The 22,873-nt window shown below is 65.4% G+C and carries 21 protein-coding genes and 1 other RNA gene; 8 read left to right on the forward strand and 14 right to left on the reverse strand.

The features are described 5' to 3' along the window. Positions 1–71 precede the first annotated feature (71 nt). Complete coding sequence (locus tag AC0L30_RS24405; RefSeq protein ID WP_473405368.1) at positions 72–1,304, reverse strand: RNA polymerase sigma factor; 1,233 nt, start codon at positions 1,302–1,304, stop codon at positions 72–74. Positions 1,305–1,326: 22 nt separating this feature from the next. Beyond that, positions 1,327–1,680: a YciI family protein gene (locus AC0L30_RS24410; protein ID WP_007600836.1), complete on the reverse strand. Its 354-nt coding sequence runs from the start codon at positions 1,678–1,680 to the stop codon at positions 1,327–1,329. A gap of 149 nt (positions 1,681–1,829) precedes the next feature. On the opposite strand from AC0L30_RS24410, the gene rnpB reads away from it, so the two are divergent. After that, positions 1,830–2,260: RNase P RNA component class A (rnpB, locus tag AC0L30_RS24415), an RNA gene on the forward strand. Positions 2,261–2,316: 56 nt separating this feature from the next. Here rnpB and AC0L30_RS24420 read toward each other — a convergent pair. Then, a complete protein-coding gene (locus tag AC0L30_RS24420) occupies positions 2,317–3,033 on the reverse strand; it encodes an alpha/beta fold hydrolase (protein WP_473405369.1) in 717 nt (238 codons plus the stop codon). A 70-nt stretch (positions 3,034–3,103) separates the two neighbouring features. Beyond that, positions 3,104–3,568 carry a DUF983 domain-containing protein gene (locus AC0L30_RS24425; RefSeq protein ID WP_473405370.1) on the reverse strand — a complete coding sequence of 155 codons (465 nt, stop codon included), beginning with the start codon at positions 3,566–3,568 and terminating at the stop codon, positions 3,104–3,106. A 49-nt stretch (positions 3,569–3,617) separates the two neighbouring features. Between AC0L30_RS24425 and AC0L30_RS24430 the strand changes: the two genes are divergently transcribed. Further along, positions 3,618–4,988, forward strand: coding sequence for an aminotransferase-like domain-containing protein (locus tag AC0L30_RS24430; RefSeq protein ID WP_473405371.1), 1,371 nt, complete (start codon positions 3,618–3,620; stop codon positions 4,986–4,988). A gap of 6 nt (positions 4,989–4,994) precedes the next feature. Here AC0L30_RS24430 and AC0L30_RS24435 read toward each other — a convergent pair whose 3' ends face one another. Continuing rightward, positions 4,995–5,255: a hypothetical protein gene (locus AC0L30_RS24435; protein ID WP_354170820.1), complete on the reverse strand. Its 261-nt coding sequence runs from the start codon at positions 5,253–5,255 to the stop codon at positions 4,995–4,997. A gap of 231 nt (positions 5,256–5,486) precedes the next feature. On the opposite strand from AC0L30_RS24435, the gene AC0L30_RS24440 reads away from it, so the two are divergent. After that, positions 5,487–6,230, forward strand: coding sequence for a sulfite exporter TauE/SafE family protein (locus AC0L30_RS24440; RefSeq protein ID WP_473405372.1), 744 nt, complete (start codon positions 5,487–5,489; stop codon positions 6,228–6,230). A 71-nt stretch (positions 6,231–6,301) separates the two neighbouring features. On the opposite strand, the gene AC0L30_RS24445 is transcribed toward AC0L30_RS24440, so the two are convergent. From AC0L30_RS24445 to AC0L30_RS24460, 4 genes are all read right to left on the reverse strand, one after another. Next, positions 6,302–7,708, reverse strand: a complete 1,407-nt coding sequence (locus AC0L30_RS24445; RefSeq protein ID WP_007600829.1) for an MATE family efflux transporter — start codon at positions 7,706–7,708, stop codon at positions 6,302–6,304. A 57-nt stretch (positions 7,709–7,765) separates the two neighbouring features. Next, entirely contained in the window at positions 7,766–9,565 is a 1,800-nt protein-coding gene (locus tag AC0L30_RS24450) for an ABC transporter ATP-binding protein (RefSeq protein WP_473405373.1), read from the reverse strand. A 327-nt stretch (positions 9,566–9,892) separates the two neighbouring features. Continuing rightward, on the reverse strand, positions 9,893–11,479 hold the full coding sequence (locus AC0L30_RS24455) for a DHA2 family efflux MFS transporter permease subunit (protein ID WP_219683413.1): 1,587 nt from the start codon (positions 11,477–11,479) through the stop codon (positions 9,893–9,895). A 25-nt stretch (positions 11,480–11,504) separates the two neighbouring features. Continuing rightward, positions 11,505–12,821: an HlyD family secretion protein gene (locus tag AC0L30_RS24460; protein WP_473405374.1), complete on the reverse strand. Its 1,317-nt coding sequence runs from the start codon at positions 12,819–12,821 to the stop codon at positions 11,505–11,507. Between the two features lie 197 nt (positions 12,822–13,018). On the opposite strand from AC0L30_RS24460, the gene AC0L30_RS24465 reads away from it, so the two are divergent. After that, the gene (locus tag AC0L30_RS24465) at positions 13,019–13,654 is read left to right on the forward strand and encodes a TetR/AcrR family transcriptional regulator (protein WP_473405375.1); all 636 of its coding nucleotides are present in this window, start codon (positions 13,019–13,021) and stop codon (positions 13,652–13,654) included. A gap of 44 nt (positions 13,655–13,698) precedes the next feature. Beyond that, positions 13,699–14,034, forward strand: a complete 336-nt coding sequence (locus AC0L30_RS24470; protein WP_473405376.1) for a DUF6665 family protein — start codon at positions 13,699–13,701, stop codon at positions 14,032–14,034. Between the two features lie 41 nt (positions 14,035–14,075). Here the strand turns inward: AC0L30_RS24470 and AC0L30_RS24475 are convergent, their stop codons facing one another. The 3 genes from AC0L30_RS24475 to AC0L30_RS24485 all read right to left on the reverse strand — a co-directional run bounded on the left by AC0L30_RS24475 (position 14,076) and on the right by AC0L30_RS24485 (position 16,625). Further along, positions 14,076–14,186, reverse strand: a complete 111-nt coding sequence (locus AC0L30_RS24475; protein ID WP_245285996.1) for a hypothetical protein — start codon at positions 14,184–14,186, stop codon at positions 14,076–14,078. Positions 14,187–14,265: 79 nt separating this feature from the next. After that, the gene (locus AC0L30_RS24480; protein WP_473405377.1) at positions 14,266–15,471 is read right to left on the reverse strand and encodes an extensin-like domain-containing protein; all 1,206 of its coding nucleotides are present in this window, start codon (positions 15,469–15,471) and stop codon (positions 14,266–14,268) included. Positions 15,472–15,776: 305 nt separating this feature from the next. Then, positions 15,777–16,625 carry a DUF2147 domain-containing protein gene (locus AC0L30_RS24485; RefSeq protein WP_007600821.1) on the reverse strand — a complete coding sequence of 283 codons (849 nt, stop codon included), beginning with the start codon at positions 16,623–16,625 and terminating at the stop codon, positions 15,777–15,779. 195 nt (positions 16,626–16,820) lie between these two features. Between AC0L30_RS24485 and AC0L30_RS24490 the strand changes: the two genes are divergently transcribed. Together AC0L30_RS24490 and AC0L30_RS24495 are read left to right on the forward strand one after the other, a co-directional pair. After that, entirely contained in the window at positions 16,821–17,594 is a 774-nt protein-coding gene (locus tag AC0L30_RS24490) for a DUF2147 domain-containing protein (RefSeq protein WP_473405378.1), read from the forward strand. 320 nt (positions 17,595–17,914) lie between these two features. Beyond that, complete coding sequence (locus tag AC0L30_RS24495) at positions 17,915–19,387, forward strand: FecR domain-containing protein (RefSeq protein WP_354201163.1); 1,473 nt, start codon at positions 17,915–17,917, stop codon at positions 19,385–19,387. Between the two features lie 181 nt (positions 19,388–19,568). Here AC0L30_RS24495 and AC0L30_RS24500 read toward each other — a convergent pair whose 3' ends face one another. Together AC0L30_RS24500 and asd are read right to left on the reverse strand one after the other, a co-directional pair. Continuing rightward, positions 19,569–20,132: an NUDIX hydrolase gene (locus AC0L30_RS24500; protein WP_219683407.1), complete on the reverse strand. Its 564-nt coding sequence runs from the start codon at positions 20,130–20,132 to the stop codon at positions 19,569–19,571. A 66-nt stretch (positions 20,133–20,198) separates the two neighbouring features. Beyond that, a complete protein-coding gene (asd, locus tag AC0L30_RS24505) occupies positions 20,199–21,062 on the reverse strand; it encodes an archaetidylserine decarboxylase (RefSeq protein ID WP_473405379.1) in 864 nt (287 codons plus the stop codon). 35 nt (positions 21,063–21,097) lie between these two features. Between asd and AC0L30_RS24510 the strand changes: the two genes are divergently transcribed. Then, complete coding sequence (locus tag AC0L30_RS24510) at positions 21,098–22,762, forward strand: aminotransferase class III-fold pyridoxal phosphate-dependent enzyme (RefSeq protein WP_007600813.1); 1,665 nt, start codon at positions 21,098–21,100, stop codon at positions 22,760–22,762. Positions 22,763–22,873 lie beyond the last annotated feature (111 nt).

Below are 22,873 nucleotides of genomic sequence, written 5' to 3' on the forward strand. Positions count from 1 at the left end.
GACTGCCTCCGCGGAAGCAGTCTGGATTGCTTCGTCGCAAGCGCTCCTCGCAATGACGGAGTATGTGGCGACTACTCCATCTCCCGCATCCTTCGCGCATAAAGTCGTCGCAGCGGCTCGAGCTGCGTCGCTTCCGTCGCCGCGCGATAGGCCTCGCGCGCCTCCTCATTGCGGCCGAGCCGCCGCAATAGATCCGCCCGCACCGCTGGCAGCAGCTCGTAGCCATGAAGCCCGCCGCGTGCGGCGGTCGCATCCACGAGATCGAGTGCGCGCGCGGGCCCATCGACCATCGACACCGCCGCCGCGTGGTTAAGCTCGATCACCGGAGATGGGTTGATCCGCAGCAGGACCTCGTAGAGCCCGGCAATCTGCGGCCAGTCTGTCTGCTCATAGCTCGGCGCACGCGCATGCAGCGCGGCGATCGCGGCTTGTACTGCGTAGGGCTGCGGCCGGCCGGGCACGCGCAGTGCGTCGTCGACCAGGCGCAGACCCTCCTGGATCTGTACATGGTCCCACCGCGAACGATCCTGCTCTTCCAGCAGCACGATGTCGCCGGCGGCGGTCTGGCGCCCTGCGCGGCGCGCATCGTGCAGCAGCATTAGCGCCAGCAGGCCCTTGATCCCGGCGCGATCGGGTAACAGCCGGTCGAGCAGGCGGCCAAGCCGGATCGCCTCGGCCGCAAGATCGGGCCGCATCAAATCCGCACCTGACGTCGCCACATAGCCTTCCGTGAAGACCAGATAGATCACGGCAAGCACACCGTCGAGCCGCGGCACCAGCGTGTCGCGCTCGGGGACCTCATAGGGAATGCCGGCGAGCCTGATCTTCTGCTTGGCGCGGACCAGACGCTGCCCCATCGCCTCCTCGCTGACGAGAAAGGCGCGCGCGACCTGCGCCGTGGAGAGCCCGCAGACGGTGCGCAGCGTCAGCGCGACCTGGACTTCGGGCGCAAATGCAGGATGGCAGCAGGTGAAGATCAGCCGCAGCATGTCGTCGTCGAGCATCGCCGGCGGCTCGGCGGGCGCTTGCGCGTTCAGCTCGAGCTCGTGCACGAGCGCCTGCTCCTTGCCGCGGAAGACGGCCTGGCGCCTGATACGGTCGATCGCCTTGTGCCTGGCGACATTGACCAGCCAGGCACGCGCATTGTCGGGGACCTCGCACGCCGGCCAGCGCTCCAGTGCCACCGCAAAGGCGTCCTGGAGCGCGTCCTCGGCAAGATCGAAATCGCCGACGAGGCGGATCAGCGTGGCCAGCGCCCGCCCCGCCTCGTCGCGGAAAATCTTGTCGATCTCGGACAGTGTCATGCGCCGATGCGCGGCTGCGCCGTCACTTGTCGTAGACCCAGATCGGCCGCACCTCGATCGAACCGATACGCGCCGACGGAATCCGCGATGCAATCTCGATCGCGGTATCGAGATCCTTGGCCTCCACGAGGTAATAGCCGCCGAGCTGCTCGCGCGTTTCGGCAAACGGGCCGTCGGTCGTCAGAGTCTTGCCGTCGCGCACGCGGACCGTCGTCGCAGTCGTGGTCGGCTGCAAACGGTCGCCCGCCTTGAAATTGCCGCTCTGAATGATGCCTTGCGTGAAGGTCTGATATTCCGCCGTCATCTGCTGGCCGGCCGCCGGACGCATATTCGCGTACTCGGCTTCGTTCTGGTAGATCATCAGCAAATATTGCATCGCTTAACTCCTGTTGCACGGCTGGATCGCCGACATCCAGTCGAACGGGACAAGCTCCCAAAGACATCTTCAGGATAAATTATTTCGGGCGAACCGTGCATGGCGATATCGGCTTGCGGAACCGACACAAATGCTTCATGCGTAAGCCGTCAGTCGGCCGGACGGCCGCTCCGGCAAGCGCCGAAAGGCCGCCGGGGAGGAAAGTCCGGGCTCCCTTGACATACGGTGCCGGATAACGTCCGGCGGGGGCGACCCCAGGGAAAGTGCCACAGAGAACGAACCGCCCGCCTTCGCAGCGCAAGCTGCGTAGGCAGGTAAGGGTGAAAAGGTGCGGTAAGAGCGCACCGCGGCTGCGGCAACGGAGCCGGCATGGTAAACCCCACCGGGAGCAAAACCGAATAGGGATGGCGTAGCGGGCTGTTCGCGAAAGCGATAACGCCGCGGGGCGATGTCAGGCCCGCCGTCCGGGTAGGTTGCTCGAGGCCATGTGCAAACATGGTCCCAGAGGAATGGCCGTCACGTATCGTTCGCGCAAGCGGACGGTGCCTTACAGAACCCGGCTTACAGGCCGGCTGATATCTTGCAACGAGGGGTTCGATGCTGACCGCATCGAGCCCCTCACCATTTGGGCGCTCACTATCCGACGATCTCTTGCAATACGCCCATCAGCGCGTCCGGCGCTGTCACGTTCGGCGCGTGGCTGGCGTCGAGCTCGACAAAACGCCAGCCGTCCTCGCTCCTCGTGCGCCTCGCGAATTGCCCGAACACGTCGCCCGGCGGAATGCGCGTGCAATAGATGTAGCTGCGCGGCATCGCCGGCTCGCTACCTTCGAGCTTCAGCTTTGTCTCGAAGCATTTGATCGGCATGTTGATCCGGCGCGCGTTGAGCCAATCGAGATCGGCCTGCGGCGTATCGGGCGGTGGCGGGTTTGGCGGGATGCGGTAGCCGTCGCCTGAGCTTGCCGCCTTGCGCATCGGCTCGCGCCCGCTCTCGTTGAGATCGAACAGCGACTGGCCGTCACGCGGCACGAAGGCGTCGAGGTAGATCAATTGCGTCACCCGCTCGCGCGCGCGATCGGCGACGCCGGTTGCGACCATGCCGCCGTAGCTGTGGCCGAGCAGCACGATGTCGCTGAGGTCCTCGAACTTGATGACATTGAGGATATCCTGGATATGCGTATCCAGATCGATCGCGGGACTGGCGAGATGCGCACGCTCGCCGAGCCCGGTATAGGTCGGCGCCACCAGGCGGTGACCCGCCTGCGCCAGCAGCGGATGCATCTTCTTCCAGGCCCATCCGCCGGACCAGGCGCCGTGACAGAGCAGGAAAGTCTTGGGCGAATGTGCGGCCATCGGCGTTTCCATCGTTCTTGTTTGTACGATGGAGTGTAGCCGCCGGCCGCGCGATGTAAACGCGGCCCAGTCAGGCCGCGCGCGTGTCCGCCTTCACCAGGACAGGTGCGAGCGCGCCGGCTTCCCGCCGCAGCTTGCCCGTCTCAAAACCGTGCATGCCGATCTGCCATTGCAGCCCGACGATGGCACCCTTGGTCGGCTGCAACAGCGCGAGCGAAGCGAACAAGGTCACCGGCAGCCACACCGCCAGTTGCAGCCAAACTGCTGGGGCATAGGCGGTCTCCACCGCGAGGATTGCCGGGACCACGAGATGGCCGACGACGACCATCACGAGATAAGCCGGAAAATCGTCGGCGCGCTGGTGGAACAGCTCCTCGCCGCAATGGTCACAGGTATCCGCCACCTTCAGGAAACGGCCGAACGCATGGCCTTCGCCGCAGTTCGGGCACTTGCCGCGAAATCCGCGCCACATCGCTTTTGCCAGAGAGACTGAACCGGTCGCCATGACCCCACCTCTTCCTTTTCTACGATCCATACAATAATATCTTGTATCCATACATTCAAAGGATATAGGCCTTAATTGCATGGATTGGACCCCTACAATCTCGGAGCTGAGCGGGCCGCGCTATCAGCGCATCGTCGAGGCCATGGAGGCCGACATCGCCGCCGGCCGGCTGGTGCGCGGCCAACAATTGCCGACGCAGCGGGCGCTGGCAAAGGCGCTCGGCGTCGACCTCACCACGGTGACGCGCGCCTACACCGAGGCGCGGCGCCGCGGCATCATGGAGGCCCGGGTCGGCCAGGGTTCGTTCGTGTCGGAGACCAGCGCGCGCCGCGCGGTCGACCTGCCGCATCCCGTCGCGATTGACCTCTCGATGAACGTGCCGCCGCAGCCTCTCGAAGCGCAGCTCGACGAGCGCATCATCGCCGGGATGGACGCCATCCGCGCGCAATCGGGTCTGACGGCGCATCTCAACTACCAGCCGCCCGGCGGCAGCGCACATGAGCGCGAGGTCGCGGCGCGGTGGATGCGGGCACGCGTGCCGCATGCGCATGCCGACAGGCTCGTGATCTTTCCCGGCGCGCAGACGATTCTGTTCAACCTGCTCGCCCATCTCGCCCGGCCCGGCGACGTGGTGCTGACGGAGGCCCTCACCTTCCCCGGCATCAAGGCCGCCGCGGCGCGGCTCGGAGTCAAGCTCGTCGGCGTCGCCATGGATGACGGCGGCATCCTGCCCGACGCGCTGGCGGAAGCTTGCCGCACGCATAGACCGAAAGCGGTCTATCTCATTCCGACGCTGCACAATCCGACCACCGCGACGCTTCTTCCCGAGCGCCGCGGCGCCATCGCAAAAATCATCAACGATGCCGATACGATTCTGATCGAGGATGACGCCTACGGGCTGCTAGATCGCTCGGCATCGCCGATCGCCAATCTCATTCCGGCACGGACATATCTCGCGACCACGCTGTCGAAATGCATCGCGCCCGCGCTACGGGTCGCCTATCTGGTGACGCCCGACAGCAGCTCGCAGCGGGAGATGCGCAACTATTTGCAGGCGACGGTGCAGATGCCGGCGCCGCTGATGGTCGCGCTGGTGACGCATTGGATCGAGACCGGCATCGCCGACCGCATGATCACCGCGATCAGGAACGAGGCGATCGGCCGCCAGCAGCTCGCGCAACGGGCGCTCAAAGGATTCGAGTTCCAGGCCAAACCCGCCGCTCACCATCTGTGGCTACGGCTGCCGGAGGGCCGCGCCGACGTCGCGGCGCATCTCCTGCGGAATGGACTAGCCGTCGTCGCCGGCGAGGCCTTCACCGTCGACGGAACGCCGCCACACGCGGCACGCGTCTCGCTTGGCGCGGCGCGCAACAGGGCGGAATTGACGGAAGCGCTACGCATCCTCGTGAGCGCGCTGCACAGCCCCGCCGACACCAGACAGATCGTCTAGCAATGCTTATCGATGCTGACGGCGATGCCGCGAGCGAACGACTGGTGCGACGGGGGACGGATAGGCCGCATAGGCTTCGCTCGGCGCGACGGACTCGCCGCGGGCCCCGCGCGCGGCGGGTGTGAGCTGGCCGCCATTCAGAACGTCGCGGTCGGGATGGGCAGCCTGATAGGCCGCGGGCTCGGAAAACTGAGCCTGCGCCATTGTCGGCATCAAGGCCGCCGCCGACACTAGTGCAGCCGCGACGGCAATCTTCGTGCGGGTCATCGTCCTTCTCCATAGTCTCGTTCGGGAGACTGGCCGATCGAACCGGATGATGGCGTCGAGCGGGCCCCCAGGTTGAAGTACGAGCACCATCTAGGCCTGTCTTTCGCGAACGCCCGCCGTCGGGGATCACGCTTGCGTGCAGTCTTGAAATTGACCTGCACGGCCGCAGCTGTGCTATGCGAGCGATGGCGATCAACAGTTCGGGATCGCCCAGATAACAGGGACAATCTGTTGGAAATGCTCACCTACGCGCTGCTGCTGCTCGGCGCACTGGCCGGCGACTTCGTCTCGGGCCTTGCCGGATTCGGCACCGCGCTAATGGCACTCGGCATCTGGCTCTACGTGCTCCCGCCCTCGCTCGCGGTGCCCCTGGTGCTGATCTGCTCGGTGATTGCGCAGAGCTCGACGCTTCCATCGATGTGGAAGAGTTTTGATCTCTCGCTGGTCTGGCCGTTCCTGATTGGTGGACTGATCGGCGTGCCGCTGGGCACCATGCTGGTCGCCTCCGCCGATCCAAAAGTGTTCAAGCTGAGCGTCGGCGTGCTGCTGCTGATCTTCTCGACCGCGCTGTACCTCAACAAGAAGCCGCTCGCCATCAGCTTCGGCGGTCGCATTGCCGACGGCGCGATCGGGTTTGCCGGCGGCATTCTTGGCGGTCTCGCCGGATTATCGGGGCCGCTTCCGATCCTGTGGGCCAACATCCGCGGCTGGAACAAGCACGAGCGGCGCGGCATCTTCCAGCTCTTCAATTTCACCGTGCTCGCCACCGCTTTGGTGTTGCAGACGGCCTCGGGCCTCGTCGCGTTCAAGGTGGTCTGGCTCGCGGTGGTCGCCTTTCCGGGCACGCTGATCGGCGCATGGGCCGGCGCGCGCGTCTATCACGCGCTGAGCGACAAGCATTTCGGCGATGTCGTGCTCGGTCTGTTGTTCCTGTCGGGCCTCGGCCTCGTCTGGAACAGTCTTGGCACGCACTAACTCCGTATTTTCTTCACGGTGAGCGCCACGCCGCCGGCAACCCCGACGCCAAGCACGCAGATAAGCGATCGCTACGCGGGCGCGCGTACAGGAGTAGCCACAGGCTCGGGTGCAGCCTGCTCGGGGGGCTCCTCGTGCCGGAGCACCACAAGGCGCTTTCCGAACTCGCGGCGCAACAGCCACACGCTCAGGGCAGCCTGCAGCGTGGTCGTCGCGATCGACAGGTACCAGACATGCTCCATCCGGAAGCCCGGCCATGTCGAGAGCCAGATCGACGGCAGGGAATAGGTGAGGACCCGCGTTGCCGAGGTCAACAACACCGGCTTGGTATTGCCGAGCCCCTGAAACATGCTGGAGCAGGTGAAGATCAGCCCCTGCGCCACCATGTTGAGCGAGACGATGCGCAGAAAAAGCGACGCAACCGCCATCGTCTCCTGATCCTTCGAGAAGCCGGTCAGCAACAGACCAGGCACGAGCTGCGCCGGGATCAAGAAAACAATCATCACGGCGGTCGCGACAAGCGCCGCCTTGACAAACGTCTCCCTCACGCGCGCGCCATTGCCCGCGCCGAAGTTCTGGCCGGCGATCGGCCCTGCGGCAAGGGCGATGGCGAGCGCCGGCATCTGCATCAGGCCGAGGAGACGCGTCCCGATGCCAAATCCGGCCTGTGCCGCCGAGCCGAAAACGCTCAGCACGTAATAGCCCACGGCCATGATGATGAAGACCATCGCGAACTCGCCGCCTGCAGGCAGGCCGACATTGAGGATCCTCTTCCACTGTCGAAGCTGCGGCCGCCATTGCGCGGGATTAAAGGCGACATAGCGTTCCAATTTCAGGAAATAGACCAGCAGCATGAGCACACCGATGAAGACGGCAATCGAGCTTGCGAGGCCCGCTCCGGCAACACCGAGCGCGTGCCCGGTGCCCCAACCCGAGATCAGGACCGGCGCCAGCGCGATGTTGATGGCCACTGCAAGCGCTTGAACCAGCATGCTCGGCCGCACGATTCCCGTCGCCCGCAACGCAGACGCCATGACCTGCGACGCAAACTGCAGTGCCAATGCCGGCATGAACCAGAGCAGATAAATCGCGCCGGCTTCGACCGTGGCCTCATCGGCCGCGACCGCGCGCATATATGGACGTGACAATGCGAAGCCCGCGCCCAAGGTCAGGAGCCCGAACAGCACCGACAGGAGGACCGACTGGTTGAAGACGAGGTTGGCGTCGCCGCGATCCTTGCGCCCCACCGCGTGCGCCATCAGCGCCACGGTGCCGACGCCGAGCACCTGCATCAGCGCATTGACGAGAAAGCCGGCATTGCCGGCCGCGGCGACGCCCGCGATTGCCGCATCGCCCAGTCCCGACACGAAATACAGGTCGACGAGCTGGCAGATCATGATCGTGATCATGCCAACCACGATCGGGGGCGCCATGCTCAGGATATGGCCCACGATGGAGCCGCGTGTCAGGTCCTTCATGTCATTCATCCTCTGGCGGCGCGACGGCGGGGCTTTCGTCCCGCCGGCCGCGCGCACTCATTCCGCTGCTGCGATCTGTCCGAGCTCCACCACCTGGCGCTCGAACAGGCCGCGATAGATGCCGCCGGGTTTGGCCGCGAGCCTGGCGTGGGTGCCTTGCTCGACGATCTCGCCACGGTCGAAAACCAGGATGCGATCGAGGCTCTTCACCGTCGACAGCCGGTGCGCGATCACGATCGAGGTGCGGCCTCTCATCAGCCGCTCCATCGCCTGCTGGATCAGCGCCTCGGATTCCGAATCGAGGCTCGAGGTCGCTTCGTCCAGGATCAGCACCGGCGCGTCCGCCAGGAAGGCGCGCGCCAGCGCCACGCGCTGCCGCTCGCCGCCGGAGAGCTTGACGCCGCGCTCGCCGACCAGCGTGCCGTAGCCCTTGGGCAGGCGCAGGATGAAGTCGTGCGCGTTGGCCAGCCGCGCCGCCTGCTCGATCGCCTCCAGGCTGGCGCCGGGCCGGCCATAGGCGATGTTCTCGGCGAGCGAGCGGTGGAACAGGATTGGGTCCTGCTGCACGATCGCGATCTGGCTGCGCAGCGAATGCTGCGTGGCCTTGGCGATGTCTTGCGCATCGACCAGAACGCGGCCGCCGGTCACGTCGTAGAGCCGCTGCACCAGCTTGACGAAGGTAGTCTTGCCGGAGCCGGAGCGGCCGACGAGACCGACGCGCTCGCCGGCACGGATCGTGACCGACAACCCGTCATAGAGCGGCGCGTGATGACCGCTATAGTGAAACGTGACGTCGTCAAAGAGGAGCTCTCCGCGCTCGATCGCGATCGGCCGCGCGTCCGGCGCATCCGCAATCCCGATCGGCTCGTCGTGGATCGCCACCAGCTCCTCCATGTCGTTGACCGAGCGCTGCAGGTTATTGATGTGCATTCCGACGTCGCGCAAATAGGCATGGATGACGTAGTAGCTCGTCAGCACATAGGTGACGTCGCCGGGCGAGGCCCGCCCCGACATCCACAGCAGCACGGCGCCGCCGATCACGGAGGCGCGCAGGGCCAGCAGCACCGAGAGCTGCGCCAGATTGGTGTAGTTGTAGCGCAGCCAGGTCCGCCGCACGCGCACGCGCCAGCGGTTGACGACACGGGCAAGCCGCACATCCTCGCGCGCTTCCGCGCCGAAGGATTTCACCACCGCGTTGCAGGTCAGCGCGTCCGCCAACGTGCCGCCGACCTTGGTATCCCAGGCATTGGAGATGCGCGCGGCTGGCGCGATGTAGCGCGTCGAGAACAGCACCGTCATCGTGACATAGGCCAGCGCACCGAGCGCGATCACCGCGCCAAGAGAAGCCCAGTGCATGCCGAGCAGGATCATCGACCCGATCAGCACCAGCAGCGACGGCGCCAGCGCCATGAGAATGGTGTCGTTCAACAGGTCGAGCGCCCACATGCCGCGGGTGACCTTGCGCACCGTGGAACCCGCGAAGGAGTTGGCGTGCCAGTCGGTCGAGAACCGTTGCACGCGCATGAAGGCTTCCTGCGCGACTTCGGACATGATCTTCAGCGAGAACGGCACGATGGCCTGCAGGCCGGTCAGCCGCAGCACCATGGAGGCAGCGCCGAGCGCCACGATACCGCCCAATGCCATCAGCGCCGCGTGACGCGCGGCGGGATCGGATGGGCCGCGCGTCAAGGCGTCGACCAGATGTCCGGAGAAGACCGGCATGAACAGGTCGGCGACGGTTGCGCCCAACAAGCCGCCGGCCACGACGAGGGTACGCCCCGGCTGCTTCAGCCAGTGCCGGAACACGAATGGCAGCACCACGCGTATCGCCGCGGGCCTTTTTGACAGAGCGGTCATGGCGTCATCCGGCCGCTTCTGGCGCGGGCCGGCTCCATTGATGGACGCAGGCCGGCCGCGAGGGCCGAGACGGCGTCACTTAAAGTTGGCTTTGGACTTGGGGAGCGGAGCGATCGGGACTGGAAGCCCAATCGAAGCTGGCGGAAGAGGCCTCTAGGAGGCCGAGCAGATACCGAGCCAGAACATCATCGAGCGCGGGCGTGCGATCTGCGAATGCGACGAAATCATGCAAATCCTCCCGGTTCGATGGAATGAGTTGCGCTTTATAGATGTGTCACTGGTGATTTGCAACGGGGCTCGCGCGAGATCACGCTCGAGTGTTGCAAATTAGTGCGCGTCGCCGCTGGCGCCGAACGGCGAGGCCGGCTTCTTCAACAGCGTGACGAGCAGGGTGAGGCCGAGATAGAACACCGTCAGGATGAAGAAGGCATCGCCGAAGCCCATCACCACGGCCTGGCGATGCACGAGCTGCGACAGCTGCTTCATCGCCATCAGCGTGGAATCGCCGAGCCCCTGGAACTTCTGCATGAACATGGTCAGGGTTTCGGTCGCGGTCGCGTTGCCCCAGGTCACGCGCTCCTGCAGGCGCGAGATGTGCAGGTCGGTGCGGTCGTTGAGCACGGTGTTGATGACGGCGAGGCCCACGGCGCCGCCGAGATTGCGCATCAGGTTGAAGAGGCCCGAGGCGTTCTTCACCCGGTCGGGCGCGAGCGTGCCGAGCGCGATGTTGTTGGTCGGCACCATAGCGAACATCATGCCGACGCCGCGCAGGATCTGCGGAATCAACAGCTCGTAGAAATCGTAGTCGCGCGTGATCCAGGTCATCTGGTAGGAGCCGAGCGCGAATACGACGAGCCCGAACGCGATCATGTAGCGCATGTCGTACTTCGCCATGAGGCGGCCGACCACCGGCGCAACCAGGAACATGGTGATGCCCGAGACGAACAGGGTATCGCCGATCATCAGCGCGCTATAGCCGCGCACTTCGGCGAGATAACGTGGGTAGATGTAGGTCAGGCCGTAGAGGCCGATGCCGATGCAGAACTGAAGGACGGAGCCGATCGCGAAATTGCGATTGGAAAAGGTGCGCAAATTGACGATCGGCTCGGCCGCCGTGAAGACGCGCCAGAAGAAGGCGATCGCCGAGATGCCGCAGATCCAGGCGCAGATCGCGACCGAGGGGTCCTGCATCCATTCATATTGCGGGCCTTCCTCCAGCACGTATTCCAGCGTGCCCAGGAAGCTGGCCATGAACAGCAACCCCCACCAGTCGAAACGATCGAGCAATTCGAAATGCGGCTCGTCGAAATCGACCAGCGCCAGCACGCCGATTGTGATACCGATGCCGGGCACGATGTTGATGAAGAACAGCCAGTTCCAGGACATCAGGTCGGTGATGTAGCCGCCGACGGTCGGCCCGATGGTCGGAGCCAGCGTTGCGACGAGCCCGATGATGGGACCGACGATGTGGAATTTGGTGCGCGGGAAAACGGTGTAGGCGGAAGCGAACACCGTCGGGATCATGCCGGCGCCGAGAAAACCTTGCAGCGCGCGCCAGACGATCATCTCCTCGATGGTGGTGGCGAAGCCGCAGAGCAGGCTCGATACGGTAAAGCCGGCCGCCGAGATCGCGAACAACAGCCGCGTGCCGAACGCGCGCGACAGAAATCCCGACAGCGGAATCGCGATCACTTCGGCGATCAGATAGGCGGTCTGGACCCAGGAGACTTCACTGGAGCTTGCCGACAGGCCGGCCTGGATTTCACTCAGGGACGCCGAGACGATCTGGATGTCCAGGATCGACATGAACATCCCGAACACCATGATGATGAAGGCGAACAGCCGCTTCGGCGCGATGCGCTCCGAAGCGGGGTCCGCCATCATGGCAGGTGAAACGGTCGTGGCGTTCGCCATCATCTGACCTCGCGGCGCAGGCGCGCTACTGCGGATGGATCATGGTGGCGTCGTCGAGATCGACCTCGCTGTCGGCGTCGGCCGCGCCCTTGTTGGTATCGACGGTCGCAGTGACCGACATGCCGGCGCGGAGCAGGTTTTGCTTCGCGACCGACTTCGGCACGCGGATGCGGACCGGCACGCGCTGCACGATCTTGGTGAAGTTGCCGGTGGCGTTGTCGGGCGGCAGCAGCGTGAACACCGAGCCCGCGCCCGCCGCGATGCTGTCGACGACGCCGGAGAACTTGCGCATGCCGTAGGCGTCGACCTTGATCGTCACCGGCTGGCCGGGGCGGATGCGCTTGAGCTGGGTCTCCTTGAAATTGGCGTCGATATAGACGTTGTCGAGCGGCACGACGTTGCCGAGCCGCTGGCCAACCGCGACGAAATCGCCGGCACTGACGAGGCGGTTCGAGAACGTGCCGTCGACCGGCGCGCGCACCGCGGTGAAGGCGAGATCGCGCTCGGCCTTGGCCAGCGTGGTCTTGAGCTCGGCGAATTGCGCCTGCGCTTCGGCCTGCTGCGCCTTGGCGACGTCGACATTGCTGAGCGCGACGTCGTAGGCGGCCTGCGCAGCCTTGACGGCGGCGGCGCCCTGGTCGCGCCCGGCTTCGGAGCTCTCGAAGGTGGCGCGCGAGGCAAACCCCTTGTTGCTCAGCGCCTGCTGGCGCTCATAATCGAGGTCGGCGCGCTTGAGGCCGGCTTCGGCGGAGACGAGTTGCGCCTTGGCCTGCGCGACCTGGCTGTCGAGCGCCGCGACCTGGCGGCCGATGCGATCGATGGTGGCCTGCTGGGTCGCGATCCTGGTCGCGGCGGCGTCGACCGCGATCTTGTAGTCGCCGTCGTCGATGCGGAAGACGATGTCGCCGGCGCGCACCGTCGTGTTGTCGCCGGCGAGGATCGAGGAGACGTGGCCGGCAACGCGCGCGCCCAGCATGGTGTTGTTGGCGCGGACATAGGCATCGTCGGTCGCGACGTAGAAGCGGCCGACCAGCGTGTAATAGCCGGCATAGCTCGCGGCAGCGAGCGCCAGCACCAACCCTACTCCCATCATCACGAATTTACGCTTGCCGGACTTCGGCGCGCCGGCGGCGGGCGCGTCTGGGGCTGCGGCCGGCTTGTCGGTCACGGGCTGCTCCGGCGCCTCGCTGGGGCGGCGCTTGGTTTCCTCGGCCACATGAGAGCGCAACTGCTCGGCGAGAGCCACAGACGTCTCGGTGGCAGCCTCACCACCCGCGGGCGTCGGCGTCTCCACGGCGTCCGGGCGAAGGACGCGCGCAGCCTGGTCTCTCACTACGGCCATGGAGGCCTCCCCCAACAAAAAAGCGCGATGAGGGACAGCCGCGTGCGGCCCGGTCCCTCTCGCTTATCCCAAATATCATTGACCGAACGGTTCGGTCAATATAGATAATATTCCCGGGCAGAGCCTACTGGCCCGAATCCTTTATTTCGGTTTCATGATCCTGGACCGATGCAAAAACCTTCCGAGACCCTGAACCAATGGTTGTAGCCGACCGCGAACATCTGCACGTCATCCAGGAGGAGGACAGCTCCAAACGCCGCCAGATCCTGGACGGGGCCCGCAAGGTGTTCATGGATCTCGGGTTTGACGGTGCCAGCATGGGCGAGATCGCTCGCGCGGCGCAGGTCTCGAAGGGCACGCTTTACGTCTACTTCGCGGACAAATGCGCGCTGTTCGAAGCCATCCTCGAGCAGGAGGCGCTCCAGCACGGTCAGGTCGCGTTCAACTTCGATCCGGTCCGCGATGTTGAAACCACGCTGAAGGATTTCGGCCGGGCCTACAACCGTCTGCTGTGCCGGCCCGGCGGCGGATCCGCGATCCGCACCGTGATGGCGATCGCCGAGCGCATGCCCGATCTCGGCCGCCGCTATTATGCGCGGGTGCTGGACAAGTCCATCAACCGCCTCTCCGACTATCTCAACACCCATGTCGCCTGCGGCGATCTCGCGATCGACGATTGTGATCTGGCGGCGTCGCAATTCATGGAACTGTGCAAGGCCTCGCTGTTCCTGCCCTTCGTCTTCCAGGCTGCGCCCGCACCGTCGGAAGAGCGCATGAGCGAAGTCGTCGACAGCGCGACGCGGATGTTCCTGGCGGCGTATCGGGCGAAGTAACGGCACGCGTTGCAGGCCGTTCCGTCGGTCCTATATTGGGGCTCATGTCCCGTGATCTTCGCCCGCCGGTCGATATCCTCCATTACGAGATCGTTCAGGAACAGGCCTCCGCACTCGGACGGATGGGCCGCACGCTCGAACGGGCGCTGGCGCGCTTGCGCGAGTTCGACGCCGCCCATGCCCTCCCCGAGGTGCCGGCCTCGATGCAACCGGCCAGGCGAAAGCTGGTGATGGAAGCCGGCCACGCGCTCTGGATGTTCGTGGTGCAGCGTGAGGCAACCGGCCTGCGCGACAGCCGCCACATCATGCGGACCTACAATGTCCCCGCCGAGGTACAGCTGTGCATGGGACTGGTCCCAGCACCGTCGAAGTCGACCTGAAATTTTTCTACGGCGCGGGCTCTAGTCGGTCACCTGCTTCCTCAACGCGGCGAGATCGTTGACGGCCGTCTTGGTCGGCCAGTCCAGACGATGCCGTCGTCCTGGAGGCGGCTGAGGATCAGGCTGATGGACAGGCGCGTCGCGCCGATCATGCGCGCGAGTTGGCCTGGCGTGATACGGCCGAGCGAGATCGGGCCCCTTTCCTCCTGGGCTACGCATCACGCGCAAGCCTCAATCGTCGGCGTACTCGTCCTCTTCGTGTTTTCGCGCCATGCTCTTGCGCGCACCCAGCGAGCCGGTCACGGAGGGATCGCGCGCATTCGCGTAGGGATTGCGCCCGACCGCCCGCGCGGCGACCTCCTCGCCGGAGACGGCGGCGGGCTGGCAGATCAGGCGGCGGCTGGCGCGGCGCATCAGATCGACGTGGATGTGATCGTAATGATAGACGTTCGAGCCCGGCGCCAGCACCGTGGTGAAATGCACACACGCGCCCGACTGCACGTCGCGCAAGAACCCCTGCTCTTCCGGCATGCCGCGCCAGCCATCCTTCACGGTGACGCGGCGGCCGTCGGCGAGCACGAAGGCGGCGATGTCGAGCGCGTTGCCGAAGGCGTGCTCGGAGATATGGGCATGCGAATTGCCGTTCATGCCGCGGCAGGAATAGGCGGAGATCTGCTTGATCTCCGCGACGCGGGTGCCGAACCAGCGCATCGCCGAGGGCTGCACGGTGTCGGCGAGCCAACGATCGAGCTCGGAGACAATCGGACAGGCCAGTGTCGCAACCGGCTTGATCGCAACAGGACCGACGGCGGTGACGGGATTGCCCTGTGCCGGACCAAGACGCGGCGGCGGCTGCTGCGCGGGCGCCTGCGAGTACGGCGCCGGCCGCGCCGGATAGCTCGGCGCATTCATGTAGCGCGACGCGCCCGCGGCATCGGTGCCCTCGGGCGGCAGATCGATCTCGTCTTCCTGCTGCGCCACGCCGGGCGCGTTCAACGGCATCGGGCCAGGCGTAGCGCCATAGCCGGAAGGCTGCCGCACCGCGGTCTCGGGATAGTTTGAGCGTTGCGGATAGGAAGATGCCGGAGTGTTCTGGCTCTGCGAGTAATTCGATCGCGGCTGCGTCACCGGCCAGCGCGGCTGGCTGCCCACGCTCCCGGGCGGACGCAGTTCCTCATCGGCAAAGCCGTAGCTGCTCGAGCCTTCGCCGAGGGCGGCGACCTTGAGCGGAAACTCTGCGCCGCACATGCCCGGCCCGGAGATCGGGTCGATGCGGACGAGATCCGGCCCCTCTTTCACCGCGCCGGATTTCAGGCATGCGGCTTCGGCCTCGGCCCGCCACGGTTCACGTTCGGCCTGGAAGACGCCGCGTCCGCAACCTGCTAACGAAACAAGGACGATGGAGCCGACGAGATACAAACGAACTCCGCGCGTCATGCACGCACGTTCGGTGAATTTACTTAAAGACTCTTCAACGTGTTGATTTCAGTGTTCTTTAACCATATCGGCTCGCGCCAGCAGGAGCACCTGCCCGTGGCGAGTGACAGCAAGGCTGACTTTTTCGGAAAGAGACTTTCTGTTAACCATGACGCTCTCGCGCAAGGCGGCGCGACAGCGGGAGCGACATCATGACGTTCGCCGGGAGACTGAGCGTTATCACCGCGTACCTCGCCATGGCCTTTGTCGGTGCCATCGTGCTCGGCATGATCTAGCGGCTTCAGCCGAGGTATCGAACGCTTCCCTTACGACCGCGCGCTCCACTGCCGCGACGTCGTGATCAGCTTCTCCGGCCGCTCTTCGGCTCGCGTCCAGTCGTTTCCGGAACACCAGAAATGGCTGACTGCGCAGGCTTCCACGTGGAGCTTGCCGGAGCTCTTCAGCGTCATCGTCGCATAATAAGTGCTGCCGCTGGAGCGGCTGTAGATGTTGCCGGTCCAGACGTCGTGCGTTTTCGGCTTCATGTTGACGAGCACGCTCTCGCCCCTGGCCGACGCTTCAGTCAGCGCGAAGCCACACAGTGCCGGTCCACAGCGTTCGATGCGGACCGTGCCCTTGGCGCCTGCGCTCTCCCATTCGCCCAGCGGCAAATAGGCGGGCTCGTCGTCGCCACGCTCAGGGCTCGTCACGGGTTGCTCGAGCTCCGGCCTTGGCGCGACGACAGGTGCCTCCATGCGCGGCGGATCGAGCGCGACGGTCTTCGGCGGATCCATCCGCGGTAGCTCGACCCGCGGCGGATTGGAGCTTGGCGCCTGCGGCAGGACAATTGGCTGCGACGTCGTTGAGGCAAGGACAGGAGCCGTCTGCGCCGCCGCAGGCGCTACCGCAATCGCTTGCGCTGGCCTGACCGGAGCCGCGGGATAGAGCGGCTGCGGCGGCGGAAGCACCGGCGCAGGGGCCGGCGTCGTGTCATCGTCCGGCCGAAAGCTGCGATGGGAGGAAACCGAAACACAGGAAGCCGATCGGCAATGGCTGGGCGAGTCGACCTGGAATCGATGACCGCCGATCGAGAACGCGAAGGACCCGGCCTCGGCTGCGGGCGCAATCGCCATCAGCGCGATCAATGTGCCAAGCGAAGTCACAAGCCGCATCATCGGCGCCTCCCTCTCTGTGGCGACGACATTACACAGATGCAATCGCGGCTGAATGTGCGCGGCGTCACCCAGCACCGGGGAGCCGTTGTGACGCCCATCACAGAAGGTGCGACCGGCCGGGCGTAGGGTCGAACCACGCTTCATCCACCCGCGACTTCAGTCCCATCGGGACCCACACATTCTTCGGAGGTTGTCATGAACAAGCTCACCATCGCCGCCACCGCTCTCTTCCTCGCGTCCACCGCCGCCGCGCATGCCGGCAATGCGATCTCGTTCCAGATCGAAGGCCAGAACATCCGCATCGAGACGCCGCGCAACTGCGCCTCGCTCAATTGCGTGACCATCGTCGCGCCGGGCTTGTCCGACAAGCCGATCAAGCTGAACAACATCAACCTCAAGGGCCTTGGCTCGAAGGATGATGACGTCGACACCACGCCGGCTCCGGCCACGACCGCGCAGCCGGCGCCGGCTCCGGTGCAGCAGCAGCAGCCCGTGCAGCAGGCCCCCGTGCACGCGACCGCGCTGGCAGCGCCCGCTATCGCGGCACCGAGCACGACGGTTGCCGCTGCTCCGTCCGCTGGCTACGACGCCACGACGCAGACCGCGCCCGCTGCGGCTCCCGCGCCCGTCGCGGTTGCTCCGGCCCCCGCTCCGGCGCCGGTGCCCGCCGCGCCTGTCGCGGTTGCCAACACGCCGATCGGCGTCTGGGCGACCGAAGAGAACAAGGGCAATGTCCGCGTCGAACAGTGTGGCGTCAATCTCTGCGGCTACGCCGCGAAGACCAACGAGCGTATCCTGATCAACATGAAGCCCGACGGTGCGAAGTGGAGCGGCCGCATCCACGATCCCGACTCCGGCCGCAACTACGACTCGACGATCGCGATGAAGGGCCCGAATGCAATGCGCGTGCAGGGCTGCGCCTTCGGCGGCATGTTCTGCGGCGGCCAGACCTGGAAGCGCGTGAGCTGACGCACCACCATCGTCCCATTCTATAGTCATCCCGGGCGATGCGAAGCATCGACCCGGGATCATGCGCGACAGTCTCAGTTTATCCCCTCACCCTGAGGAGCCTGCGAAGCAGGCGTCTCGAAGGGCAAAGGCCCGGATCGCGAGCGGGCCTGCATGGTTCGAGACGCGCGCAAGGGCGCGCTCCTCACCATGAGGGGAAAGAGTTGGATTTGAACGTTCACCGCCGCCGTGCGATAGACATTCATCCGCCGTTCAGCTGTACCCGGCTGATATCGGTCGATCTCGCCTCGCGTTTCTCACCGGGACTCTTCGTGACATTTATCGTGGCCTGGCGCCGCTTCATGTTCGCGCTTGTGCTGCTGGCGTTGCCGCCGGCCGGCGCGAGCGTTGCGTTCGCATCCGATGCGATCGAGCTTGCGCAGGCGCAGCCACAAGCGCAGCCGTCGCCCGCCCCCTCGCCGACGCCATCGGCTTCACCCGTTCCCGCGACCGAGGCGCAGCCCGCCGCCATCGAGCCGATCGGCAACGTCGCGACGGTGACGGGCATCGCGACCGTGATCCGCGACAAAAATTCCTATCCGCTGCGGGTGCGCGACGACATCTATCTCAACGACGTCGTGCAGACTTCGTCGAACTCCTCGCTCGGCATCACCTTCAACGACGCGACCACGTTCAACCTCTCGGCCAGCGCCAAGATCACCATCGACACTTACGTCTATGAGGACGGCGGCAAACAGAACGCAGGAATCTTCGACATCGGCAAGGGCACGGTCGCCTTCGTCGCGGCGGCGGTGGCAAAGACCGGCGACATGAAGATCACGACGCCGACGGCGACGCTCGGCATCCGCGGCACCACCGGCGTCGTCGAGGTGCCGGAAGGCCCGGCCGCGAACAACGCCAACAACGTCAACATCAAGCTCTATCCCGACGCCGACGGCCGGGTCGGACACATCGACGTCGACGACCGCACGAGCGGGACGCGGCTCGGCGCGCTGACGCAAGGCGCGAGCGGTTTTGCGATCCGGCCGGGCGCGGCCGCGGCAGGCGTCATGCGCTTTGCCGCGGTGCCGATCACGATCGCACCACAGCAGATCGCACGCGACCGCGGCTTCGTCAGCCAGGTGCATCTGGCGCAGACCACGGGCCGGCAGATCGTCACCGAGCAGCGCGACTTCCGCCGTGCCAATCCGACCGCGAGCCCGCGCATTCCGCGGCCGTTCCAGCCGCCGCAACAGCAACAATTGCGGCCGAATACGGCGCCAGGACAACAGCCGCAACAGCCGCAGCGGCCGAACGGTCAGCCCGGTCAGAACAACCGTCCAGGCCAGCAGCAGCCCGGCACGCCAGGCCGCCAAGGCGCCCAGCCCCAGCGGCAGGGCCAAGGACAGGGTCAAGCGCCGGGCCAAGGCGGCGCCGTCCAGCCCGGTACGCCGAGCGCGGGTCAGGGTCAGCAACAGCAAGGCCAGAAGCAAGGCGCGGGACGTCCGGCAGGCCCACCGCGCACCGGTCAAGGCACGCAGCCTGACGGCACGCCGCAAACCCGGCCGCAACGCGGTGGGCAGATTCCGACGCAGCCCGGCGGAGTCGCGCCGCCGCAGCCGGGCGGAACGCACCAGCAGCCGGGCCTGCAGCCGCAGCTTCCGCGCACCGGCATGCAGCCCGGCCAGCCGCCCGCTGCTCGACAGCCGGGCATGCAACGCCCGGGCGGATTCCAGCAGCGCCTCCCCGCCGCGCAACGCCCCGCAGCGCCGCGAAGGCCAGCACCAGTTCCGAAGGAGAAGGAGCGGCGGTGACTTTCTTCCTTCTCGCCTTGCGGGAGAAGGCGGCGCGAAGCGCCGGATGAGGGGTTCTATCGGCGAAAACTCATCGACAGCTTGACGCGTGGAGAGAGACCCCTCACCCGGCTTTGTTTCGCAAAGCCACCCTCTCCCGCAAGGGGCGAGGGTGCACCGTCACGCTGCGCGCGAGGAGAACTCACGCCTCGCCGCGCAGCCAAGCCTTCACCTTCTGCAACAGACCATGCCGCAACTCGTCCGAAGCCGCTTCGGCTGGCGTCAGCGTCTGCAAGGCTGCATCGACATCCTCGGTCGCGAGCGGCGGTGTGACGTCGGTATCCACCGGCGCAAGCCCTGCCGCCGCGAGCGCGATCGGGCCGACCTGGGTCAGAAACACGCGCTCGTACTCGCGCGACAGGCGCGCGAGCGCGTCTTCCAGCGTCAACCAGTCGACCGCCTTGATGTCGTTCATCAGCTTGCGGACGGGACCGTCCCCGGCCTCCATGCGCCAGAAATGCACGACCTTGGAGCGCCCGCCGGACTGATAGACGAGCGTGCCCAGAAATTCGTGGATGGCGACCTCGTGACCGGTCTCTTCCAGCACTTCGCGATGCGCGGCTTGCTTCGGCGTCTCGCCGTCGTCGAGCTTGCCCTTGGGCAAAACCCATTCGTTGCGCTTGCGCTGGCGCACGACGGCGATCAGCGGCGGCGCCCCCCGCCGCAGCACAATACCACCCGCCGCCATCACCGGCGCCCGTGCCATCACCAAATCCGTCGTCGCAGAAACGTCCCAGGGACGATATAGGCGGCCGACGCGGCTGATTGAAGGCTAGTTTTTTCTCAGCAGCGCTTGACCTGCGCGAATGCGCGTGCCCTCGGCGATGTCGTCGCAGAAGGTGAAATCGCCGGGCGCGAGGATGATGATGGTCGAGCCATGCTCGAACCAGCCGAGCTCCTCGCCCTTGCTCACGTTGACGTCGCAGGGAAAATTGACCGGCCCTCTCGTCTGGGCATTCAGCACCATGTCGAGGAAATGCAGACGGATGCTCGCGACCAGGATCGCGGCGACCGGTACCAGCGTCACGGCTTCGCCCGTCGGCAAATGCGTGCGGATCACTGCGCGCTCGTTCTTGCAAAACAGACGCTCGACCCGTTTCAGCGCGATCGGGTTGACGTTCCAGACGTCGCCATGGATCAACGTGACACGCTCGATATGCGCGTCAAAGGGCGCGTGGAAGCGGTGATACATGCTCGAGGTCAGCCGCAGGGTGACGAAGGAGCCGTTGCGGTGCTGATCGACAAGGGCGGAATCGCCGAGCAGATCGAGCAGCGAGTACGGCGCGCCTTTGACCTGGAACAGCTCGGTGTCCGCGATCCGGCCATGGGCGCCGACGATGCCGTCGGATGGGCTGGCGACAATGGAGGGGTCCGGATCAAAGGCGCGCAAGCCGGGCTTGAGCTCCCGGGTGAAGCAGTCGTGCAGGCTCTTGAAATGCGTTTTCCGCGCCTCCGACAGATCGAGGTCGGAGAACAGCTTCCACAGCGCGATGGAGCCGTCCCGCACCAGCGGATTCTCGATCTTCGAGAACCAGCCCATGAAGCGGGTTAGCGCCGCGCGAGGGATGCGGTTGGTCAGCAGGAAGTTGAGGTCTTCCTGCTGGGTGAAAGAGGCGATCAGGGCTTTGACTGTCATGAATCTGTCAGCTCGCAGTATTAGCGCTTGTTGTCATGGAAACGACACTCCCGATTCTTTCTTTGTCCGTGGCCGCCGCAGCGTCCGCTGCCGTCGCTTTCCCGAAAATCAAGGCGCGGATCGCATTGTCCCGCGCCAAGCACCGCTCGCTCGCCGGACACTCCAAGATGTCGCGCCGGGTGGCAAAGCTGCTCCCGTTCTACGAATTCGAAGGCGATGCGTACTTCGCCTGCGACGGCGCGCCGGCGAACGTCGCAACGCAGCGCAAGGACGGCTTCTTCCGTCTCGCGCGTCTCTACGCCGAGCGCTACCCCAAGGGCCGCGCGATGACGAAGGAAGCGGCGGAAAAGATCTCCGATTTGCACTTCACCGAAACCTACCGCGTGCCGTTCCAGTTCTCGCGCCTCGTCCGCGAGCATTTGGGCACCTCGACCTTCTTGGAGTCGTCGCGCGGCGTCACCGTCACGGATGTCGACGGCAACACCTCCTACGACCTCACGGGGTCCTACGGCGTCAACATCTTCGGCAACGACTTCTACAAGGAATGCATCGAGGGCTCCGAGAAGCGCGCGCACGCGCTCGGACCGGTGCTCGGCCCCTACCATCCCGTCATCCTCGAGAACGTGGCGCGGCTGTGCCAGATCTCGGGCCTCGACGAAGTCTCCTTCCACATGTCCGGCACCGAGGCCGTGATGCAGGCGGTGCGGCTCGCGCGCTATCACACCAGGCGCACCCATCTCGTTCGTTTCGCCGGCGCCTATCATGGCTGGTGGGGCGACGTGCAGCCTGGAGTCGGCAATCCGATTCCCGCGCACGAGACCTACACCCTCGCCGAGATGTCGGAGAAGACGCTGCACGTGCTGCGGACGCGCAAGGACATCGCCTGCGTGCTGGTCAACCCGCTGCAGGGGCTGCATCCGAATGGCAACGCGCCCGGCGACTCCTCGCTGGTTGATTCCTCTCGCGGCGGCAATTTTGACCGCACCGCCTACACCGAGTGGCTCAAGACGCTGCGCGAGGTCTGCGACCAGCGCGGCATCGTGCTGATCTTCGACGAGGTCTTCGTCGGCTTCCGTCTCGCGGCAGGCGGCGCCCAGGAGTATTTCGGCGTCAAGGCCGACATGGTGACCTACGGCAAGAGCCTCGCCGGTGGCCTGCCGGTCGGCGTGGTCTGCGGCAAGAAGGAGTTGATGCGCCGGTTCCGCGACGACCGCCCCGCCGACGTCTGCTTCGCCCGCGGCACCTTCAACTCGCACCCCTACGTCATGACGGCGATGGACGAGTTTCTGAGCCGGCTCGCCAGCCCGAACCTCCGCGCCATCTATGACGGATTGGACGAGACCTGGAACGGCCGCGCGCAAAAGCTCAACCAAATGATGGGCGATGCCGACCTGCCGGTGCGGTTCGCGAACTTCTCGTCGATCTGGACGGTGAAATACACCACGCCGTCCCGCTACAACTGGATGCTGCAATATTATCTGCGCGCCGAAGGCCTGTCCTTGAGCTGGGTCGGCACCGGCCGGCTGATCTTCAGCCTGAACTACACCGATGCCGATTTCACCGAGGTCGCCGAACGTTTCGTTCGCGCCGCCGAGAAGATGAAGGCCGACGGCTTCTGGTGGCACGATGGCGTCCTCACCAACAAGACCATCAAGCGGCAGATCCTGAAAGAGATGCTGGCCAAGCGCTTCGGACGCTAAGGTCGATTCTCCGCTCCAACACACAGTCGTTCCGGGGCGGCTCGAAGAGCCGAACCCGGAACCTCGAGATTCCGGGTCTGGTCCTTCGGACCACCCCGGAATGACGGCGTC

Source organism: Bradyrhizobium sp. MI1.11 (assembly GCF_055811255.1).

What these genes read in the sequence shown, in the direction of transcription:
- AC0L30_RS24480 (WP_473405377.1), bottom strand. Translation starts at nt 15,471, where the DNA reads ATGACGCGCGGAGTTCGTTTGTATCTCGTCGGCTCCATCGTCCTTGTT.
- AC0L30_RS24430 (WP_473405371.1), top strand. Translation starts at nt 3,618, where the DNA reads ATGGATTGGACCCCTACAATCTCGGAGCTGAGCGGGCCGCGCTATCAG.
- AC0L30_RS24490 (WP_473405378.1), top strand. Translation starts at nt 16,821, where the DNA reads ATGAACAAGCTCACCATCGCCGCCACCGCTCTCTTCCTCGCGTCCACC.
- AC0L30_RS24475 (WP_245285996.1), bottom strand. Translation starts at nt 14,186, where the DNA reads ATGATCGGCGCGACGCGCCTGTCCATCAGCCTGATCCTCAGCCGCCTC.
- AC0L30_RS24510 (WP_007600813.1), top strand. Translation starts at nt 21,098, where the DNA reads ATGGAAACGACACTCCCGATTCTTTCTTTGTCCGTGGCCGCCGCAGCG.
- AC0L30_RS24410 (WP_007600836.1), bottom strand. Translation starts at nt 1,680, where the DNA reads ATGCAATATTTGCTGATGATCTACCAGAACGAAGCCGAGTACGCGAAT.
- AC0L30_RS24460 (WP_473405374.1), bottom strand. Translation starts at nt 12,821, where the DNA reads ATGGCCGTAGTGAGAGACCAGGCTGCGCGCGTCCTTCGCCCGGACGCC.
- AC0L30_RS24470 (WP_473405376.1), top strand. Translation starts at nt 13,699, where the DNA reads ATGTCCCGTGATCTTCGCCCGCCGGTCGATATCCTCCATTACGAGATC.
- AC0L30_RS24455 (WP_219683413.1), bottom strand. Translation starts at nt 11,479, where the DNA reads ATGGCGAACGCCACGACCGTTTCACCTGCCATGATGGCGGACCCCGCT.
- AC0L30_RS24420 (WP_473405369.1), bottom strand. Translation starts at nt 3,033, where the DNA reads ATGGCCGCACATTCGCCCAAGACTTTCCTGCTCTGTCACGGCGCCTGG.
- AC0L30_RS24405 (WP_473405368.1), bottom strand. Translation starts at nt 1,304, where the DNA reads ATGACACTGTCCGAGATCGACAAGATTTTCCGCGACGAGGCGGGGCGG.
- AC0L30_RS24450 (WP_473405373.1), bottom strand. Translation starts at nt 9,565, where the DNA reads ATGACCGCTCTGTCAAAAAGGCCCGCGGCGATACGCGTGGTGCTGCCA.
- asd (WP_473405379.1), bottom strand. Translation starts at nt 21,062, where the DNA reads ATGACAGTCAAAGCCCTGATCGCCTCTTTCACCCAGCAGGAAGACCTC.
- AC0L30_RS24445 (WP_007600829.1), bottom strand. Translation starts at nt 7,708, where the DNA reads ATGAAGGACCTGACACGCGGCTCCATCGTGGGCCATATCCTGAGCATG.
- AC0L30_RS24500 (WP_219683407.1), bottom strand. Translation starts at nt 20,132, where the DNA reads ATGGCACGGGCGCCGGTGATGGCGGCGGGTGGTATTGTGCTGCGGCGG.
- AC0L30_RS24425 (WP_473405370.1), bottom strand. Translation starts at nt 3,568, where the DNA reads ATGGATCGTAGAAAAGGAAGAGGTGGGGTCATGGCGACCGGTTCAGTC.
- AC0L30_RS24485 (WP_007600821.1), bottom strand. Translation starts at nt 16,625, where the DNA reads ATGATGCGGCTTGTGACTTCGCTTGGCACATTGATCGCGCTGATGGCG.
- AC0L30_RS24435 (WP_354170820.1), bottom strand. Translation starts at nt 5,255, where the DNA reads ATGACCCGCACGAAGATTGCCGTCGCGGCTGCACTAGTGTCGGCGGCG.
- AC0L30_RS24465 (WP_473405375.1), top strand. Translation starts at nt 13,019, where the DNA reads ATGGTTGTAGCCGACCGCGAACATCTGCACGTCATCCAGGAGGAGGAC.